At 39.2% G+C, this 17,609-nt stretch carries 19 protein-coding genes; 7 read left to right on the forward strand and 12 right to left on the reverse strand.

Annotated elements, in window-relative coordinates; genetic code table 11:
* Window positions 1–3 precede the first annotated feature (3 nt).
* From ESY88_RS02785 to ESY88_RS02810, 6 genes are all read right to left on the reverse strand, one after another.
* On the reverse strand, window positions 4–1,053 hold the full coding sequence (locus tag ESY88_RS02785) for a COX15/CtaA family protein (protein WP_189702496.1): 1,050 nt from the start codon (window positions 1,051–1,053) through the stop codon (window positions 4–6).
* On the reverse strand, window positions 1,050–2,468 hold the full coding sequence (locus ESY88_RS02790; protein ID WP_147085402.1) for a CCA tRNA nucleotidyltransferase: 1,419 nt from the start codon (window positions 2,466–2,468) through the stop codon (window positions 1,050–1,052). The genes ESY88_RS02785 and ESY88_RS02790 overlap by 4 nt, the downstream gene beginning before the upstream one ends.
* 100 nt (window positions 2,469–2,568) lie before the next feature.
* Entirely contained in the window at window positions 2,569–2,943 is a 375-nt protein-coding gene (locus tag ESY88_RS02795) for a GxxExxY protein (RefSeq protein WP_147085403.1), read from the reverse strand.
* A 136-nt stretch (window positions 2,944–3,079) separates the two neighbouring features.
* Window positions 3,080–3,655: an L-threonylcarbamoyladenylate synthase gene (locus tag ESY88_RS02800; RefSeq protein ID WP_147085404.1), complete on the reverse strand. Its 576-nt coding sequence runs from the start codon at window positions 3,653–3,655 to the stop codon at window positions 3,080–3,082.
* Entirely contained in the window at window positions 3,652–4,308 is a 657-nt protein-coding gene (locus ESY88_RS02805; protein WP_147085405.1) for a class I SAM-dependent methyltransferase, read from the reverse strand. Before ESY88_RS02805 ends, ESY88_RS02800 begins: the two co-directional genes overlap by 4 nt.
* Before the next feature lie 224 nt (window positions 4,309–4,532).
* Window positions 4,533–5,417, reverse strand: a complete 885-nt coding sequence (locus ESY88_RS02810) for a glycosyltransferase family 2 protein (protein WP_147085406.1) — start codon at window positions 5,415–5,417, stop codon at window positions 4,533–4,535.
* A 95-nt stretch (window positions 5,418–5,512) separates the two neighbouring features.
* On the opposite strand from ESY88_RS02810, the gene ESY88_RS02815 reads away from it, so the two are divergent.
* Window positions 5,513–6,379, forward strand: coding sequence for a hypothetical protein (locus ESY88_RS02815; protein ID WP_147085407.1), 867 nt, complete (start codon window positions 5,513–5,515; stop codon window positions 6,377–6,379).
* Here the strand turns inward: ESY88_RS02815 and ESY88_RS02820 are convergent.
* A complete protein-coding gene (locus ESY88_RS02820; protein WP_147085408.1) occupies window positions 6,368–7,447 on the reverse strand; it encodes a glycosyltransferase family 4 protein in 1,080 nt (359 codons plus the stop codon). The genes ESY88_RS02815 and ESY88_RS02820 overlap by 12 nt on opposite strands.
* A gap of 92 nt (window positions 7,448–7,539) precedes the next feature.
* Here ESY88_RS02820 and ESY88_RS02825 point away from each other — a divergent pair, with 92 nt between their 5' ends.
* Window positions 7,540–8,304, forward strand: coding sequence for a lipopolysaccharide kinase InaA family protein (locus ESY88_RS02825; RefSeq protein WP_147085409.1), 765 nt, complete (start codon window positions 7,540–7,542; stop codon window positions 8,302–8,304).
* Here the strand turns inward: ESY88_RS02825 and ESY88_RS02830 are convergent.
* Window positions 8,281–9,054: a glycosyltransferase family 2 protein gene (locus ESY88_RS02830; protein ID WP_223270689.1), complete on the reverse strand. Its 774-nt coding sequence runs from the start codon at window positions 9,052–9,054 to the stop codon at window positions 8,281–8,283. The two genes, ESY88_RS02825 and ESY88_RS02830, sit on opposite strands and share 24 nt — an antisense overlap.
* 51 nt (window positions 9,055–9,105) lie before the next feature.
* Between ESY88_RS02830 and ESY88_RS02835 the strand changes: the two genes are divergently transcribed.
* The gene (locus ESY88_RS02835; protein ID WP_147085410.1) at window positions 9,106–9,930 is read left to right on the forward strand and encodes a glycosyltransferase family 2 protein; all 825 of its coding nucleotides are present in this window, start codon (window positions 9,106–9,108) and stop codon (window positions 9,928–9,930) included.
* A gap of 3 nt (window positions 9,931–9,933) precedes the next feature.
* On the opposite strand, the gene ESY88_RS02840 is transcribed toward ESY88_RS02835, so the two are convergent.
* The 4 genes from ESY88_RS02840 to ESY88_RS21645 all read right to left on the reverse strand — a co-directional run bounded on the left by ESY88_RS02840 (window position 9,934) and on the right by ESY88_RS21645 (window position 13,935).
* A complete protein-coding gene (locus ESY88_RS02840; protein WP_147085411.1) occupies window positions 9,934–11,013 on the reverse strand; it encodes a UDP-N-acetylglucosamine 2-epimerase in 1,080 nt (359 codons plus the stop codon).
* The gene (locus ESY88_RS02845; RefSeq protein ID WP_147085412.1) at window positions 11,010–12,065 is read right to left on the reverse strand and encodes a glycosyltransferase family 9 protein; all 1,056 of its coding nucleotides are present in this window, start codon (window positions 12,063–12,065) and stop codon (window positions 11,010–11,012) included. The genes ESY88_RS02840 and ESY88_RS02845 overlap by 4 nt, the downstream gene beginning before the upstream one ends.
* Before the next feature lie 191 nt (window positions 12,066–12,256).
* On the reverse strand, window positions 12,257–13,072 hold the full coding sequence (locus tag ESY88_RS02850) for a 2,3,4,5-tetrahydropyridine-2,6-dicarboxylate N-succinyltransferase (RefSeq protein ID WP_147085413.1): 816 nt from the start codon (window positions 13,070–13,072) through the stop codon (window positions 12,257–12,259).
* Window positions 13,073–13,809: 737 nt separating this feature from the next.
* Window positions 13,810–13,935 carry a hypothetical protein gene (locus ESY88_RS21645; RefSeq protein WP_262713065.1) on the reverse strand — a complete coding sequence of 42 codons (126 nt, stop codon included), beginning with the start codon at window positions 13,933–13,935 and terminating at the stop codon, window positions 13,810–13,812.
* A gap of 341 nt (window positions 13,936–14,276) precedes the next feature.
* Between ESY88_RS21645 and ruvX the strand changes: the two genes are divergently transcribed.
* The 4 genes from ruvX to mazG all read left to right on the forward strand — a co-directional run bounded on the left by ruvX (window position 14,277) and on the right by mazG (window position 16,939).
* The gene (ruvX, locus tag ESY88_RS02855; RefSeq protein WP_147085414.1) at window positions 14,277–14,687 is read left to right on the forward strand and encodes a Holliday junction resolvase RuvX; all 411 of its coding nucleotides are present in this window, start codon (window positions 14,277–14,279) and stop codon (window positions 14,685–14,687) included.
* Window positions 14,688–14,745: 58 nt separating this feature from the next.
* Complete coding sequence (def, locus tag ESY88_RS02860; protein WP_147085415.1) at window positions 14,746–15,336, forward strand: peptide deformylase; 591 nt, start codon at window positions 14,746–14,748, stop codon at window positions 15,334–15,336.
* Window positions 15,337–15,491: 155 nt separating this feature from the next.
* Window positions 15,492–15,923, forward strand: coding sequence for a DUF5606 family protein (locus ESY88_RS02865; protein ID WP_147085416.1), 432 nt, complete (start codon window positions 15,492–15,494; stop codon window positions 15,921–15,923).
* 242 nt (window positions 15,924–16,165) lie between these two features.
* A complete protein-coding gene (gene mazG, locus ESY88_RS02870) occupies window positions 16,166–16,939 on the forward strand; it encodes a nucleoside triphosphate pyrophosphohydrolase (RefSeq protein WP_147085417.1) in 774 nt (257 codons plus the stop codon).
* Window positions 16,940–17,609 lie beyond the last annotated feature (670 nt).

The following is a 17,609-nucleotide window of genomic DNA, read 5'->3' on the forward strand; positions in this document are numbered from 1 at the left end:
TATTTATGTGTTAATTGCCCTGTTCTCCTCAACGCGATTTTTCGCGCGACTTTCCAACAAAATATAGAACTGCACGCCAATCATGATGGTTGCAATCACGAGATGCAATGGTTGGGTTAAAAATGGAAAATCGAAGTAGTACATGAGGATGCCTGTTAAAATTTCAGCAAGAATACAGAGCATCAAGACATTGGTTTTTTTGTAATTGAGCTTTAATGTGCGGTTGCGGTACCACAGCCATCCATTCAATAGAAACACAGCTATTGAAAAACTACGGTGCACATAGAATTTGAGCGTGGGATTGTCTAGCCATTCCGATTTCACATAACCTATGGCCTTGACTTGCTCATCGATATATTGCCTAACCTGAATACCCAAAATAATTTGCATCAACGACAGGATAATCGCAAAAATCAAAAGATTTTTAAATCTCACGTCATAGACTTGGTCTTTAAAGCTACTTTTTGAGGCATAGATAAGGTAAAGAATAAAAGCCACGATAACCAGCGCCATGAGCATGTGAATGGAAATTTTATAAGGTGCCAAATTAGAATCAACCACAGTTTTGCCCAGCCAAGCTTGAAAGCCCATCCCAAGCACTGTGGCAATCGATAAGATGGTAAGCCATTTGTTTTTACGCCACAACCAGAAGGATACTATTGTAAAAATCAGGATGGGAATTCCCGCTACTACTCCAGAAAGGCGATTGATGTATTCTACCCAAGTATGGGTTGGATTGAACTGTGCGTAATCGTGTTTGGTATAAACCTCCCAGTGGATTGGGTTTATGGCCTCTGTAGATTTGAAATCTTCTATAGCCACCCACAGTTGCTCATTTTGCATGATGATGACGCCTTTTTTATACTCGTGATCTGGATGGAACTGAAGCTGGGAAATATCGGTTGGTGGGATGTAGTATCCAAAACATTTAGGCCAATCTGGACAGCCCATGCCAGAGCCTGTCATGCGCACCACTGCGCCAGCAATAATTACGATGTAAATCAAAACCACAGCAATTTTGGCGGTTTTTCTAAAGGTGTTTTGTATGTTCATAACGTGGCTTTGAGTCCGAGTTTTTCGCCTAATTTCAGCATCAATTGATGTGCTGCTTCATGTTCATTTGGGATATCACCTTCTAAAATGGCTTCTTTGATGGCTTCCTTGATTTGACCGATTTCCCGGGAAGGTTTCAGATCAAAAGCCTCCATGATTTCCTCTCCCGAAACTGGAGGTTGAAAATTGCGAACATGGTCGCGGGCTTCAACTTCATCAATCTTTTGACGCACCACTTGGAAATTCTTATGGTATTTTTTAAAGCGTTTGGGGTTTTTGGTGGTAATATCGGCTTCGCATAAAATCATCAAATCCTCCACATACTCTCCAGCATCAAAAATGAGACGTCGCACTGCCGAGTCGGTTACCATGTCCTGTGCCAACACAATGGGACGGGAGCTCATGAACACCATTTTCTGAACAAATTTCATTTTCTCATTCAAGGGCATTTTGAGCCGCTTGAAGAGTTTATAGACCATTTTAGAGCCCACAAACTCATGAGCATGAAAGGTCCAGCCCACTTTTTTGCTGAATTTCTTGGTGGGTGCCTTTCCAATATCGTGGAGTAAAGCAGCCCAACGCAGCCAAACATCTTCAGTGTTTTTGGCAATATTATCGACCACCTCCAAAGTGTGATAAAAGTTATCCTTATGGGTTTGTCCTTCCACCTCATCAATACCTTTGAGGGCGGTAAGCTCTGGAAGTATGAATTCTAAAAGGCCGGTTTTTTCAAGCAGTAAAAATCCTACGGAAGGCGTTTCGCTGAGCAGTATTTTATTCAGCTCCACAACGATACGTTCCTTGGTAATGATTTTTATACGTTCCTTATTTCTGAAAATAGACTCCAAGGAAGCTGCTTCAATCGTGAAATTAAGTTGGGTGGCGAATCGTATGGCGCGCATCATGCGCAAAGGATCATCGCTATAGGTAATGTCGGGATCCAACGGCGTTCTGATGATTTTGTGCTCCAAATCCTCAACGCCATTGAAGGGATCGAGCAGGTTTCCGAAGCTATCGGCACTCAAACTCAATGCCATGGCATTGATAGTGAAATCGCGGCGGTTCTGGTCGTCTTGCAGGCTTCCATTCTCTACGATGGGATTTCTACTGTCTTGGGTATAGGATTCCTTGCGGGCGCCAACAAATTCAATATCCATATCCTCATACACCAACATGGCGGTGCCATAGGTCTTAAAGACTTGCACCTTTGGGGAATTCGGGAGGTTTTTAGCCACTTGTTTGGCGAGTTTGATACCGCTACCAATTGCGACGATATCAATATCTTTGTGTTCGCCGCGCTCTAAGATGTGATCTCGAACAAAACCACCAATCACATAGCTATCCACGCCAATGTCTTTGGCAGCTTGGCTTATGATTTTAAAGATGGGGTTTTTTAGGGCTTCTTTATAATTCATGTTTAATTGACTAATGGTTGTGGATTTTTTGCCACGAATGCACGAATCTTTTTTTTATTAGATAAGACTAAAGTCTTTTGCTTAGATATTTTAACCGCTGTTATAAGAGTATTCTTTTGTGGTCCAGTAGATCTTTATGGAAATTAGCTAAAATGGCTAATTTAAGTTGAGAGACCTTTAAATAATTGATGCATTGTGAAAGCTGTTTGTCATTCAAGTTTTCTATAGATTTTATTTCTAAGATTATCTTATCGAAAACCACAAAATCTGCATAAAATTTATGACTTAAAAAAACGTCCTTATAAGCTACAGCATATTCTTTTTCTCTTTGAAAAGGAATGGCCCTGTCTTTGAATTCATATTCTAGGGCATCCTTATATACGATTTCAGAAAAACCACTTCCTAAATGATTATACACATCGAATAACGCTCCAACTATTGCATAACTTTCGTCTTTATAAAGAATATTTGCCATTATTATAAGATTAGATTTGTTAAAGCTTTTTCATAAGACAGGGAAATTAGTGACAGTACATAGAATTTAAATATGCTTCAAAAAAATTATATTCGTGTACCTGCCTGCCGGCAGGCAGGTTTGTGGCAACTTTAATTTATTCCCTAACAACAACTACTTTTCCATCATTGCCCAACTTAATAATCGCCGATGGCTGTGACGCGCTTTTTTCGTTTTGCAAATTTACGACATAGTCCACACCTTTTAAAATGTGCTCGCTTATTTCTTTGTAGCTTTTTGGAGTGGGTTGACTGCTAATATTGGCTGAGGTAGATACCAAAGGTTTGCCAAGATATTTAATGAGCTGTTCACAAAATTTGTGCTTAACCACACGAATGGCAAGTGTGTTATCTGCCGCTATGAGATTCTCTGCAACACCAGCCGGATGGTCATAAATGATGGTAGTAGGTTTTATAGCGACGTCTAAAATGGTATAGGCCATCTTAGGGACGTTATCCACATGTTTTTCTAGCATGCCATAATTGTTTACCATACAAATCAAGGCTTGCGAGTCGTCGCGCTGCTTGAGCTTATAGATTTTTTGAACGGCTTCGGCATTTGTGGCATCACAGCCAATGCCCCAAACGGTGTCGGTGGGGTAGAGTATGAGGCCGCCTTTTTTTAAGGCTTGAAGTGCTTTTTGGACTTCTATTTTTTGCTGTTCAGTAGTCATTTTTGTAAATCGATTTTTTGGGCTACAGTAGCAAATTGTTTGTATTTGATGTCTAATGCGGTAAAACAAAAAGGGATATTATAAAGCAAAGGTTTTATGGAGCCACTTGGATTGATACCTTGGTGTTGAAGTATTTTAAAACCAATGCTTTCGTACATTTTCCTAATGCTCTTTTTAGTGAACCAGCGCAAGTGTGTTTTGTCCATAACACCATGATCTTGATAATCCCAATCACCATTGACAACCAATTTTTTAAAACTTCGGAAATACCGCATGTTTGGAATTGAACTAATAATCAATCCTTTGCTCTTGAGTTTGGGTTTTAAATCCTTAAGCACCTGGTCTGGATAGGCTAAATGCTCTAAAACATCATTGAAATAAATGACGTCAAAATAGTTGTTAGGTAAGTCAGTTAAGAAGTCTTCTACAGCCCCAATAAATACTTTGTCCAGGATTGATTTTGCCATCTCACCTTCATTTGGCATGTACTCAATACCCCAAACTTCGGCATTATTAAGGTTTTTAATTTGGCCACCAAATGTACCTTGACCACAACCCACATCCAAAACGCATTGAGCCTCTTTGGGCAAGAACTCCAACATTTCAGGTCTTGGGAATTTGTAGTAAGTTTCGGGTTTGTTATTGTAATCCATCTTGTTTAAAGTTCATTTTTAGGGTTGTTGGTTATAATATTGAATCCCTCCAGAGGGTTTTAGTCCCCGAGGCTTGCCTCGAAATACAATGAACATCTTTCAATTCATACCTAGTGGGCTTGCCCCGAGGTTATTCATTAGATTTTGAAATATATTTTAACAGAAAAATTCAAAATTCAAAATTCAAAATTCCAAAATCGTCAATCATTTATCGTCAATCTACTTTAGGGTTTCATGGAATAAACCAATGAATTCCCTCCTCTGAGTAGGATTTTGAACGGGGCATAATATTTTTTAGGCTTTAAAATGGATTTGAACCCGTATTTTAAAAGCAACATCAAGCGCATGGCACAAAAATAGGAATAGGTGAAGTTTTTCTGAATCACATAGAGATACGAAATTGTAAATTCAGCTCTGATTTTCACATTCGTCGAGCTCTTGCCCATGAAATGAATAAAGGTGGATTCAGGATAAAAAACGGTTTTATAACCAGCTTTTTTCAGTCTCAAGCAAACATCCATTTCTTCGTAGAACAGAAAAATATTTGGATCAAAACCGCCTGCTTTTTCATAGGCCACTTTTTTAAAGAACATGAATGCACCAGAGACGATATCAACCTCGAATGGTTTTGATAAATCTGAGTTTGTTAGTCTTCCGTAATATGCCTGTGGTTTTTTCTGATTAAAAAAATGATAGTTAAAGCCAATAAATTGGCGATAGCTGTATCTAAATTGCTTTTGTTCAGCATTCACTTGGTGCAGGCCCAATACGCCGATATCTGGATGTGCGTTGCTGTATTGCAAAAGTTTGAGTAACGAATTTTCGGTTAATTCCACATCATTGTTGATAAAAGCATAATGTTTACCCGAGGCAAATTGGTAGCCGAGGTGATTTCCACCACCAAAACCCAAGTTTACTTTGCTTTTTATGAGTTTTACGGAAGAGTTTTCGAGATAAGTTTCAAGTATCAAAAGATCTTTTGAGGAGGAATTATTATCTACCACAATGATCTCAAAAGAAACAGTTTTGGTATGCCGATGGATCGACTCGATGCAACCTATCGTAAAGGTTGACGAATTGAAATTAATGATGATTATTGAAATATCCATAGGCAAATATGGCGCAAATTTAAACAAAAAAGTAGGTCTGTAAAGGCTTAAGTTTGTTCTTTTGATTAATATTGTAGACGAACAATGCAATAGTTATGAAAAAAATTCACGTGGGTTTTTTGTTGTCTTATGATTATGATAAGCTAAAAAAGTCAATACCCCCTGTTTATAAGAGTGCCGATCGTATTTTTATAGCGATGGATAAGGAATTGCGCACCTGGTCTGGAGAATATTTCACGCTTGATCCTTCTTTTTTTGAATGGCTAAAGGATTTTGACAGTGAAAATAAAATCGAGATCTATGAAGATGACTTTTACGTACCAGAATTAAAAGCCATTGAAAACGATAACCGTGAACGAGAAATGCTCTCCAAAAAAATGGGCATTGGCAATTGGTTGGTTCAGGTGGATAGCGATGAGTATTTTTTTAATTTTGAGAGTTTTGTGAAGGACCTTCGTAAATATGATAAATACCTCGATAATCCTGAAAAAAAGAACATTCAAATTGCTGCCTTTCTAATCAATCTGTACAAATATTCTGATGATGGGATTTTGTATGTCAAAGCGCCCACAAGGGGAGTGATGGCTACTAATTATCCCAATTACAAGGTCGCCAGAAATACCAGAAAACGGATTGTTTACACACAAAATTTATTGTTGCATGAAAGTATTGCCAGAACAGAGGAAGAACTATTGCTCAAGTTTGAAAATTGGGGACACAACATCGATATTAAAGATAAGGATGCCTTTATGGAAAAATGGCGTACTACCAATAAATCGAATTATGAGCAACGAGAGGATTTTTTCTATATAGAGCCTGAGAAGTGGAAACACCTTGATTATGCCCAAGGTAAAACCTTGGAGGAGATCGCGGGTAATATGGACTTAAAGGCCATAATGCCAAGTAAGACGTTTATAGCAGGTAAGAATTTTGGTCAATGGTTTAAATTCTTATTTAAGTAGCGTTTTATAAACTTCAATATAGCGTGAGGCCGCTTTGTCCCAAGAATAGGATTTGGCATGAGCGATTAGTTTTGCAGGGAGTTCGCTTTTGTTGGATTCAAAATGAGCCAATCCTTGATTGAGTTGTTCAGCCATGTACTTTGGATCAAAATGTTCCCAATAATAGGCGAGTGCGCCACCAATTTCGGGTAGAGAACTTTTGTTTGATAAAAAAACAGGCGTGCCATAAGTCATGGCTTCAATGGGCGGAATCCCAAAACCTTCGCGCAGTGAAGGAAAAACAAAGGCTGAACAATTTTGGTAAAAGTAATTCTTATCCTGCTCACTAATTTTTCCTGTAATGAGCACTCGGTTTTGAAGCCCCAGAGTTTTTACTTTCTCCCTAATTCTGTCGGCATAAGCAGTAGTGTCTTTGCCTGCCAACACCAAACTCAGATCCGGTAAGTGAATGAGCATTTCTAATAAGGTGTGAAAATTCTTTTTTTCCAAAAACTCTCCAATTGAAAAAAGATATGGTTGTCCTGGTAAAATTTTTGGTTGATAATCTTCAGCAATGGCTACAGCCTTATTTGGACTGCCATTATAAATCACATATTCTGGTACATTGGGTACTTCAAAATAGCAATGTGTCATGCTTTTGGCATAATTGGAAATATAAGTGATGGCGTCGCTTCTTTCTAGTTTTTCCTTAAAAAGCTGTTGTCGCTTTTTCAACTTTTCGCCTTGGTCTTCTTCCATGAAATTAACGTCGTGAACCGTTAAAAGATATGGAATCTTATGGTAAGGCTCCACTTTGGTGTTTTGGTTAAGCGAATGCCAGAGCTCGTATTTTTTTCTGATGCGGAAAAATGGTTTCCGTTGTAATGAATGGTATTTTTTATATATGAAATCTGTAGAAAATTTAGCTTTTAAATCGGAAGGATTTTTGCCCAAAACCGTAAGGCGAATTGCTTCGTCATTTAATAAGGCTTCTTGTTTACTTAATGCTTGAAGCAGATGAAAATTGAATTGACCAAAACCAAAGTGAAGATTACTGATGTTATGAGCCTCCAATAAAATGTTTTTCATCCCGAATTATTTGATGCAAATAAATCAAAAAACTCCAGTATTAACTAATTTGAGGACGATTTAAAATGAAATATTAATCGTAGTTTTGCCTCATGAACTTCAGAGTACATAACGAATATAAGACGCACACTGCGGCGTTGACCAATTTCATCCTAAATTTTGATACCAAAGGCGAAGATTTTGGGAACCAAGATCGAAACTCGTTAAAACTTTTCAAGATTGAAGCTAAGACACTCAACGCCAAGTCTTTTAGAATACCGAACATCATCAACCAAGTCGCCTATCGCTTTTTGAGAAAAAGTAAAGCCCAGCGTTCTTTTGAATATGCAAATCGGCTCCAAAGCTTAGGTATTGGTACGCCACAACCCGTGGCCTATTACGAATTTAAAACCTGGTTGCTATTCAAAAAAAGCTTCTATATATCAGAGCAATTAGACTGCGATTTAACCTACAGAGAATTAACCACAGATTCAAATTACCCTAATCACGAAGCGATTTTAAGAGCCTTCACAAGGTTTACTTATGATTTGCATGAGAAGCAAGTCAAGTTTTTAGACCATTCTCCAGGCAACACTTTAATTGAAAAAGTAGGGGAGGACTACGCGTTTTATTTGGTAGATTTAAACCGCATGGAATTTAAGAGCATGGATTTGGAAGAACGCATTAAAAACTTCGCAAAATTAACCACTCATAAATCGATGATTGAAGTGATGAGTGACGAATATGCCAAATGCAGCAACCTGTCCTATGAGGAGGTTTTTAATTTAATGTGGCATAATACGCAAGATTTTCAAAGACGTTATTGGAGAAGGCGCCGTATTAAAAACAAACTCCTATTCTGGCGCGCCCGAAAGTAACTTTTCCAAAACCTTATATCTAAAAAATACACCGTAGGCATTTAAACTGCAAATGGTGTAGCCTTCCCTGCCATCAAGAAATCCCAATCGAAACACGTAATTGGCTAAAAATTTATAGGCAGGTTTTATGTAAAAGTGAAAAGCATTTGGTGTTTTGCCTTTTTTGAAGAGTTCTTGGGCTTTTAGGCATCCGTAGTGTTCTGTTTTCTTCTTGTAGCTTTCGTAATCACTAAATGAGTAATGCAGCATTTCGTGTGTAAGCACAGCAAACTCCCCGGTAAAATCCAACACTTCATGCACTAATTTATCTTTTCGGTACTTGGTCACACCGCGCTTAAATAAACGAAATACACGGTCGGTCTGGAGTCCGCTAAAACGCATCATTTTATCATTGAACATAAAGCGACGAGGGATTTTGAAGGCTTCAATGCCATTGTTGTGCTTCACGGTTTCAACAATTTCCTCTTGTGATGCTTGCGTCAAGCGTTCATCGGCATCCATAAAGAAAATCCAATCACGAGTAGCTTGGTCAATGGCAAAATTACGCTGGTCTGCAAAGTTCTGAAACGCGCGCTGGACTATTTTTACATGGTTCATGGTAGATAGCGCTTCAAACGTGCCATCTGTGCTAAAGGAGTCAATCACGATGATCTCATCGGCAAATTCTAAATTTGAAATGGCCTCCTTGATGTGGCCAATCTCATTATAGGTAATCATCAAGGCCGATATGTTGCTGGGTTTAGCTGTCAAATTTGAGTGTTCTAACCGATTTTAGACTGTAAAAATAGTATTTTTGTGGTGATGTCAACGTACTTAAAAGCTTCCGTTATTATTAGTACTTACAACAAGCCTGAATGTTTGGCAATGGTGTTGTACAGTTATGGGCTGCAAACCGAACAGCAATTTGAGATTATTGTGGCCGATGATGGTTCAGATACGCGAACAGAAAAAGTGATTGCCGATTTTTCTGAAGCACATCATTTAAAAATCAGCCATGTCTGGCAGGAAGATGATGGTTTTCAAAAAACCAAAATTCTCAATAAGGCCATTTTAGCAGCAAGTGCCAACTATCTTGTTTTTACCGATGGTGACTGCATTGCTCGTAAGGATTTTGTGGAAACGCATCTCAAATTGCGTCGGGAAAATTGTGCTTTGTCTGGTGGATATTTCAAAATGAATTCAAATGTTTCCGAAGCAATAACCAAGGAAGTCATTTCAAATCAGAGTTGTTTTGATAAAGATTGGCTTTTGAAGCAGGGCCAAGCCAAAAGTTTTAAGCTGAATAAATTGACCAAATCAACCACGAAAGCAAAACTCCTAAACAGCTTAACACCTACCAAAGCCACTTTTGATGGCATGAATGTGTCCTGTTGGAAAGCAGATATCTTAAGAGTAAACGGTTTTGACGAGCGCATGGCCTATGGCGCTGAAGATAGGGAAGTTGGCGAGCGCATGATGAACAATGGGGTCAAGTTCTTACAGATTCGCTATAGCGCCATTTGTGTGCATTTGCATCATGAGCGTCCCTACAAAAATGAAGTTGTATTAGAGAAAAACAAAGGGATAAGGGCAAATACCAAAACTAAGAAATTGACCTATACCCAATTCGGGATTAAAAAAGACTGAGCCTTATTTTTTAATGGTGTACGCTTTAGAGTAGCTCTTCAAGGTAAAATAGTCCAAGCGTTTTCTTATTTTGTATTTCCGAATCAGATTGAGCGGTTTATTCTTGAGATTTGTCTTATCGGCATGAAGAAAATCAATAGTTGCATTGATAACACGGGTACTTGATTTTCCATCCTCATAAGGATGCAATTGTGCAATGAACGCCTCAATCTTTGAAAGAAGTGCTTCGGAAGGCTGCAGTGCTTGTTCAAAGGCTTTTTCGATATGCTGAGTATCTTCCACTTGTATCAAATAGTCGTGTTCTAGGGTGTGCCTGAATGTGACCACTGGTTTTTTCTGAAGCAAGAATTCCTGAATCGCTGAAGTAGTATCGGCAAACAAAAAGTCTGCCTTTTGAAATAACGGAATCAAATCTGTTGTATCGTAAAATTTGAAGTTCTGGTTTTCAAGGCTTTTCCATTTCGCGATGATTTCATCTGGCAATTTGGGATGTAAAACCATGATAAATTGATAAGTATCACTATTGGATAAACGTTCAATTTCTTTAAAAACCGCTGTGTGATACGCCAAGCTCAAACGTTGTGTGAAAGTTGAAGCGATCATTACGGTTGGCAGATTTTGCCTCGCTTTTTCCTTCAAAGGGAATAGGGGATCCATTTTACTCCAACCTGTTTGCTCGACTTTAAAAAAGCCTTTTGATACCGCCAATTTCTTAAAGACTGAAGTGGTGCTGGGGCCTTGGGTGCAATACAAATCAAAAAAGCCACGAATGCGAAAATGCGCAAATCTATTGTTCTCCTCCGGACGTTTTTGTGCGAAGAACCCGTGAAAAATCTGCACTTTGAGCCCTGAGATGAAATCTGGTATATCATCTGTGGCTGCCAAGACGATGTGTGGTTCAAAGGCAACAGCCTCTTCAATTGTTGCCAATAAATGCTCGTTATTTGCCAATGCCTTTTTCCCGCTTTCCAAATCACTAAACCATTTTACCGTATAGCCACGCTTCAGGATTTCCTGCTCCAATGGTTTCCCAATCGGGATGGCATAACTGTAAGAAATATAAATAAGGAACTTATAATTCATTTGCTGAATGTACTAAGGAATGCTTCCAGTTTGGACTTTACAAAACTGGGTTTGAATTTTTCGTAATAAAGGGCGGACTGCTTTTTGGCTTGCTTTACATCGGAAGCCTGGAGGTCGATATAATCGGATAGGTGTACCGCGACATTTTGAACCTCTTCGTTTTCACCAAACCAATTGTGCTTGTTCAAATAAGGCGAGAAAATTGTAAAGGTCGGGATATTGAGCGCTTTCGCCATATTATTTGCGCCACCTTCATTGCCTATAATGGCGTCGCACTGACTCAAGATTGCCAAAAATTCCCTCAAGCTTTTTCCGAAAACATCGAAATGGATCTGCTCTTGGGTTGAAGCTTTGCAAAGCTCATATACCGCTTTGGCCTCCTCTTCTTGAGTTGGGATATAATTAAAAAGGATTTGCGCGTTTTTAGTTTGGGCAACGGTTTCGATAAGCTTGGCCATATACTCAAAAGGATAGGTTTTTGAAGGATTAGATCCCAAAACCCCAATCATAAATAGCGGTTGATTTAATAAAATGTCATTTGTTTCTAAATAATTTTTGGCTGAAGTGATTTCATCCTCCTTAAGATAGATTTTTGGTTGGATGTTTTTGAAATCAATCCCCAAAGGTTTTAATAATAGCATTCTATTTTCTACGGCTAAACTCGCAGCATACTCGGGCGTAGATTTGCGTTTTATGGCATGGCTGTAAATAAACGAGGTGTGTTTTTTATGGTAGGCAATCTTCTTTTTGGCCTTTGAAAAGGCGCTCATTAAGATACTGCTTGGTTTTCCGTAGACATCGATGACCGTATCGTACTTTTCTTTTTGGATAGTTCTTGAAAAAGATAGAAATTTGAGACGGTTCTGCTCAATTTCCGGAGTAATGAACAAAAACTTATCAATAAACGGATTGTGCTCCACCACAGGAAACGTGTGTGAGTTGATGACATAATGCAACTCTGCTTTTGGAAATTTTTCACGCAAGGCCTCAAACAAGATACTTGTGGTTAACACGTCGCCAATCATTTTCTGTTGGATGATGAGAATTTTCATTTTTTACGGTTCAAAGTTCAAAGTTCAAAGTACATAGTTCAAGGTTCAAGGTTCAAAGTTCGAGGTTACAAATCTGCAAAATTTTGGAATTTGGAATTTTCTATTTTGAAATTTATGTTTTGCGTTTTAGTAGCACTGCTTACTGATAACTTTTCCCCTTTGGGGAAATGTCCGCAGCACAATGGACCTTTTTAAACCGCCACATTATACTCCCTCAGCGCATCGTTCAAAGAGGTCTTTTTATTGGTGCTTTCCTTGCGTTTGCCAATAATCAAGGCACATGGCACTTGATACTCGCCGGCAGGGAATTTTTTGGTGTAGCTTCCTGGGATCACAACCGATCGCGCAGGCACCACACCTTTCATTTCCTTAGGTTCGTCTCCAGTGACATCTATGATTTTAGTGCTCATGGTCAAGACCACATTCGCGCCTAAAACCGCTTCTTTTTCAACGCGAACGCCCTCCACCACGATACAGCGGGAACCAATGAATGCACCGTCTTCTATGATTACCGGAGCAGCTTGTAAAGGTTCCAAAACGCCGCCAATGCCCACGCCGCCAGACAAATGAACATTCTTGCCAATCTGGGCGCAGCTGCCAACGGTTGCCCAGGTATCTACCATAGTGCCTTCATCCACATAAGCACCAATATTGACGTAGCTTGGCATTAAGATCGTGCCTGAAGCAATAAAAGCGCCATGGCGCGCCACAGCATTTGGCACTACTCGAATCCCTCGGTTGGCGTAGTCACGCTTGAGCGGAATCTTATCATGGTACTCAAAAATACCAGCTTCCAAGGTTTCCATTTTTTGGATTGGGAAATAGAGCACTACTGCTTTTTTGACCCATTCGTTGACCTTCCAGCCATCTTCAGTAGGTTCCGCAACGCGCAATGTACCTTCGTCCAAAAGGTCAATCACGCTTCTAATGCTTTCTATCGTGACCTCATTGCTAAGCAATGAACGGTCTTCCCACGCGTCTTCTATGTTTTGTTGTAGTTGTTTCATGATTGTTTGTTGATGTTCACACAAAGATAAAGTTATATTCGGTTTGAGTAAATCTTCGGAAAAATAATGTCCAGTTTACAGTTTACAGTCTTCAGTCTTCAGTCTTCAGTCTTCAGTCTTCAGTCTCAAAGTAGCAACTTTGATGTGACTTCAATTTTTTTACTTCAAAATTCAAAATTCAGAGTTCGATATTCGTCAATCTTCCGTCTTCCGTCTTAAGTCTTCCGTCTTCCGTCTTCAGTCATCAGTCATCAGTCTTCTGTCTCAAAGTAGCAACTTTGATGTGACTTCAATTTTTTTTACTTCAAAATTCAAAATTCAGAGTTCGATATTCGATATTCGTTAATCGTCAATCGTTCAGAGTTCGATATTCGTCAATCTTCCGTCTTCCGTCTTCCGTCTCCAGTCTCCAGTCTTCAGTCTTCTGTCTCAAAGTAGCAACTTTGATGTGACTTCAAGTTTTTTACTTCAAAATTCAAAATTCAGAGTTCGATATTCGCTATTCGTTAATCGTTAATCGTTAATCTTCAATCGTTAATCTTCAATCGTCAATCGTTCAGAGTTCGATATTCGTCAATCTTCCGTCTTCCGTCTTCCGTCTCCAGTCTTCTGTCTCAAAGTAGCAACTTTGATGTGACTTCAATTTTTTTACTTCAAAATTCAAAATTCAGAGTTCGATATTCGATATTCGTTAATCGTTAATCGTCAATCATCAATCGTTCAGAGTTCGATATTCGTCAATCTTCCGTCTTCCGTCTTCCGTCTCCAGTCTTCCGTCTTCCGTCTTCCGTCTTCCGTCTTCCGTCTTCCGTCTTCCGTCTCCAGTCTCCAGTCTCAAAGTAGCAACTTTGATGTGACTTCAAGTTTTTTACTTCAAAATTCAAAATTCAGAGTTCGATATTCGCTATTCGTTAATCGTCAATCGTTCAGAGTTCGATATTCGTCAATCTTCCGTCTTCCGTCTTCCGTCTTCCGTCTTCCGTCTTCCGTCTTCCGTCTCCAGTCTCCAGTCTTCAGTCTCAAAGTAGCAACTTTGATTTGAAATCAAATTTCTACTTCAAAATTCAGCCTTCAAAATTCGATATTCGCTATTCTTCAATTGTCAATCGTCAATCCCTACAACCTACCACCAAATCCCTACGCCCTTCTTTCAAATAAGTGTCCAAAATCCCAATCATTTCCAACAATGTCTTAACTTTGCCAGATGGCACGACTTTTAGCAATAGATTATGGCACCAAGCGCATAGGGATCGCGGTGACCGATGAACTTCAAATCATCGCATCTGGTTTGACGACTGTGGCGACCAAGGATATTTATAAATTTTTGAAAACTTACACTTCCACAGAGCAGGTGGAATTATTCTTGGTTGGTGAGCCTAAACAAATGAACAATGAGGCTTCGGAAAGTGAAGTTTCCATAGCAAAATTCCTAGTTACGTTAGAGAAGACTTTCCCGAAGATTCCCATCAAGCGGGTGGATGAGCGCTTTACTTCCAAAATGGCTTTCCAGACCATGATTGATAGCGGGCTCAACAAAGGGCAGCGCAAAAACAAGGCTTTGGTGGATGAGATTAGCGCTACAATCATCTTACAGAGTTATTTGTATAATCAATAGGAAAATTTAAAATTTCAGTATAAGAATTGTATTTTTGCAAGCGAAAAATCAAGGAGAAATGACATTAGCAATAGTGGCTTACGGTGATCCCGTTCTAAGAAAAAAAGCCGACCCCATAGCCAAAGACCATCCCAATTTGGATGAAATCATAGAAAACATGAAAGAGACCATGTATGCCGCATTTGGCGTAGGACTGGCAGCACCACAAGTGGGATTGTCAATTCGCATGTTCTTGGTCGATACCTCTCCTTTTGCTGAAGATGAGGACTTCTCAATAGAAGAGCGCGCGCAATTGAAGGCGTTCAATCGCACCTTTATCAACGCCGAGATCATGGAGGAAGAGGGCGATGAATGGGCTTTTAATGAAGGCTGTTTGAGCATTCCCGATATTCGTGAGGACGTCTTTAGGCAACCCAAAATCAAAATCAAATACCAAGACGAAAACTTTAAGGAGCATGTTGAGGAATTTGATGGCTTGATCGCCAGAGTGGTGCAGCACGAATACGACCACATCGAAGGCATCTTGTTTACCGATAAATTATCATCACTTAAAAAACGCTTGATCAAAGGGAAACTGTCCAACATATCCAAAGGAAAAATCGACGTGGATTATCGCATGCGTTTTCCTTCAGTCAAGAAAAAAAGATAGTGCTGCATGTTTTAAATAGCAGCCTTAAAACACAAAAAATAAACCGGCCTAAAAACAGGCAAATTAAAATAACTTAAACGGTAAAAGTTTCTTAGCGACAATGCCTTTTTATAAACGCACAGTGGCGCTTGTCCTTTTACGTATCCACATGTATTATGAGTTTAGACAAAGTACTTTCCATTTCAGGAAAACCAGGATTATTCAAGATTCTCACACAAACACGCAATGGTTTTGTTGTTGAATCCTTACTAGATAAAAAAAAGGTCAATGTGACCATGCAAAATAATATTAGTGTATTGAGCGAAATCGCCATCTACACCTTAACGGAAGAGGTGCCATTGCGCCAAGTCCTTAATAACATCATGGAAAAGGAAGATGGCAAGCCAACTTCAATTAGTCCTAAGGATTCCAAAATCAAATTGGAGGAATATTTTTTCGAAATACTTCCCGATTATGATGAAGATCGCGTTTATGCCAGTGACATCAAGAAAATCATGCAATGGTACAATTTGTTGCAACAGCACGATATGCTTGATGTTTTGGAAGCGCCTTCCGAAGAAAAGGAAGCGAGTAGCGAAGAAGAGTAACATGAAAAGAGAGTTTAGAGCGTTGCGCTTCTAGATTATAGAATATAGACTTGTGCGATGAACTATTGCGTACAAAGGTTTCACTCAGTATTATTCTTAAATTAACAAGGTTTCTGAATGGTTTTAAACCTTCGAATGCTTGGTGTTTTTAGCAAAGCCAGTATAGATTCTATTTTATGTAGCATTCAAAACGAAAATTTTGAATGCTTTCACTTTTTTAATTTCAAAAATCCTTTATAATCATGGCCGATAAAATCCAACAACTCAAAGCTTTTGAACGCCTGCTCAACATCATGGACGAGCTGCGTGAGCAATGCCCATGGGACAAAAAGCAAACCATGGAAAGTCTACGTCACCTTACCATAGAGGAGGTGTACGAGCTTGGCGATGCTATTTTGGATGACGATCAAGAGGAAGTCAAAAAGGAATTGGGAGACGTGCTCTTGCACATTGTGTTCTACTCTAAAATTGGCAGCGAGACCGATGCTTTTGATATGGCCGATGTTTGCAATGGCATTTGTGACAAATTGATAGAACGCCACCCGCACATTTATGGCGATGTCAAGGTTGAAAATGTAGAAGACGTGAAACGCAATTGGGAGCAGATCAAGCTCAAGGAAGGTAAGACCAGCGTTTTGCAAGGCGTACCCAAAAGTTTGCCAGCCATGGTAAAAGCACTCCGAATCCAAGATAAAGTGGCTGGGGTAGGTTTTGATTGGGAACAACCCAAGCAGGTCTTTGAAAAGGTGCAGGAGGAGTTGCAAGAACTTCAAGTTGAGATTGATGCTGGTGACCAAGAAAAAATGGAAAGTGAATTTGGGGACGTGCTGTTCTCCATGATCAATTACGCACGCTTCTTAAAGATCGATCCGGAGAGTGCTTTGGAGCGTACCAATAAAAAATTCATCAAGCGTTTTCAATATTTGGAGCAAAAATCTAAAGATTCAGAAAAAAAAATATCGGAGATGAGCCTAGCAGAAATGGACGTTTTCTGGGAGGAAGCAAAAAAAATATAACTTTTTTTTAATCCTAGTGATCCAAATCTAAAATGGGAGCGTATATACATCAGATAGAAACTTGAAGAAGTTTCATAATCATAAGTAGGTAATCTTAATGTTGTAGTTAAGCGGACACATTAAGGTTTAAAATTTAGTTTAGTTAGGGGTAAAATCCTGTCTGTTAATTCAGACAGGATTTTATTATTAATGAGAACCACGTTTCAAAAGCCGAAGGCGCATTGAAACGTGATGTTCGAATTAATCCCGCTTTTTGGCGGGATCTTTTAATCTTAACTGAACATTTCTTCCGAAGCGAAATCCTTAGCTCAAAAATAAAAAAGCCGAAGGCGCATTGAAACGTGATGTTCGAATTAATCCCGCTTTTTAGCGGGATCTTTTAATCTTAACTGAACATTTCTTCCGAAGCGAAATCCTTAGCTCAAAAATAAAAAAGCCGAAGGCGCATTGAAACGTGATGTTCGAATTAATCCCGCTTTTTGGCGGGATCTTTTGATCTTAACTGAACATTTCTTCCGAAGCGAAATCCTTAGCTCAAAAATAAAAAAGCCGAAGGCGCATTGAAACGTGATGTTCGAATTAATCCCGCTTTTTAGCGGGATCTTTTAATCTTAACTGAACATTTCTTCCGAAGCGAAATCCTTAGCTCAAAAATAAAAAAGCCGAAGGC

Source organism: Subsaximicrobium wynnwilliamsii (assembly GCF_007997225.1).
GTDB lineage: Bacteria > Bacteroidota > Bacteroidia > Flavobacteriales > Flavobacteriaceae > Psychroserpens > Psychroserpens wynnwilliamsii.

What these genes read in the sequence shown, in the direction of transcription:
- mazG (WP_147085417.1), top strand. Translation starts at nt 16,166, where the DNA reads ATGGCCGATAAAATCCAACAACTCAAAGCTTTTGAACGCCTGCTCAAC.
- ruvX (WP_147085414.1), top strand. Translation starts at nt 14,277, where the DNA reads ATGGCACGACTTTTAGCAATAGATTATGGCACCAAGCGCATAGGGATC.
- ESY88_RS02820 (WP_147085408.1), bottom strand. Translation starts at nt 7,447, where the DNA reads ATGAAAAACATTTTATTGGAGGCTCATAACATCAGTAATCTTCACTTT.
- ESY88_RS02815 (WP_147085407.1), top strand. Translation starts at nt 5,513, where the DNA reads ATGAAAAAAATTCACGTGGGTTTTTTGTTGTCTTATGATTATGATAAG.
- ESY88_RS02840 (WP_147085411.1), bottom strand. Translation starts at nt 11,013, where the DNA reads ATGAATTATAAGTTCCTTATTTATATTTCTTACAGTTATGCCATCCCG.
- ESY88_RS02805 (WP_147085405.1), bottom strand. Translation starts at nt 4,308, where the DNA reads ATGGATTACAATAACAAACCCGAAACTTACTACAAATTCCCAAGACCT.
- ESY88_RS02795 (WP_147085403.1), bottom strand. Translation starts at nt 2,943, where the DNA reads ATGGCAAATATTCTTTATAAAGACGAAAGTTATGCAATAGTTGGAGCG.
- ESY88_RS02865 (WP_147085416.1), top strand. Translation starts at nt 15,492, where the DNA reads ATGAGTTTAGACAAAGTACTTTCCATTTCAGGAAAACCAGGATTATTC.
- def (WP_147085415.1), top strand. Translation starts at nt 14,746, where the DNA reads ATGACATTAGCAATAGTGGCTTACGGTGATCCCGTTCTAAGAAAAAAA.
- ESY88_RS02800 (WP_147085404.1), bottom strand. Translation starts at nt 3,655, where the DNA reads ATGACTACTGAACAGCAAAAAATAGAAGTCCAAAAAGCACTTCAAGCC.
- ESY88_RS02845 (WP_147085412.1), bottom strand. Translation starts at nt 12,065, where the DNA reads ATGAAAATTCTCATCATCCAACAGAAAATGATTGGCGACGTGTTAACC.
- ESY88_RS02785 (WP_189702496.1), bottom strand. Translation starts at nt 1,053, where the DNA reads ATGAACATACAAAACACCTTTAGAAAAACCGCCAAAATTGCTGTGGTT.
- ESY88_RS02850 (WP_147085413.1), bottom strand. Translation starts at nt 13,072, where the DNA reads ATGAAACAACTACAACAAAACATAGAAGACGCGTGGGAAGACCGTTCA.
- ESY88_RS02810 (WP_147085406.1), bottom strand. Translation starts at nt 5,417, where the DNA reads ATGGATATTTCAATAATCATCATTAATTTCAATTCGTCAACCTTTACG.
- ESY88_RS02825 (WP_147085409.1), top strand. Translation starts at nt 7,540, where the DNA reads ATGAACTTCAGAGTACATAACGAATATAAGACGCACACTGCGGCGTTG.
- ESY88_RS02790 (WP_147085402.1), bottom strand. Translation starts at nt 2,468, where the DNA reads ATGAATTATAAAGAAGCCCTAAAAAACCCCATCTTTAAAATCATAAGC.
- ESY88_RS02835 (WP_147085410.1), top strand. Translation starts at nt 9,106, where the DNA reads ATGTCAACGTACTTAAAAGCTTCCGTTATTATTAGTACTTACAACAAG.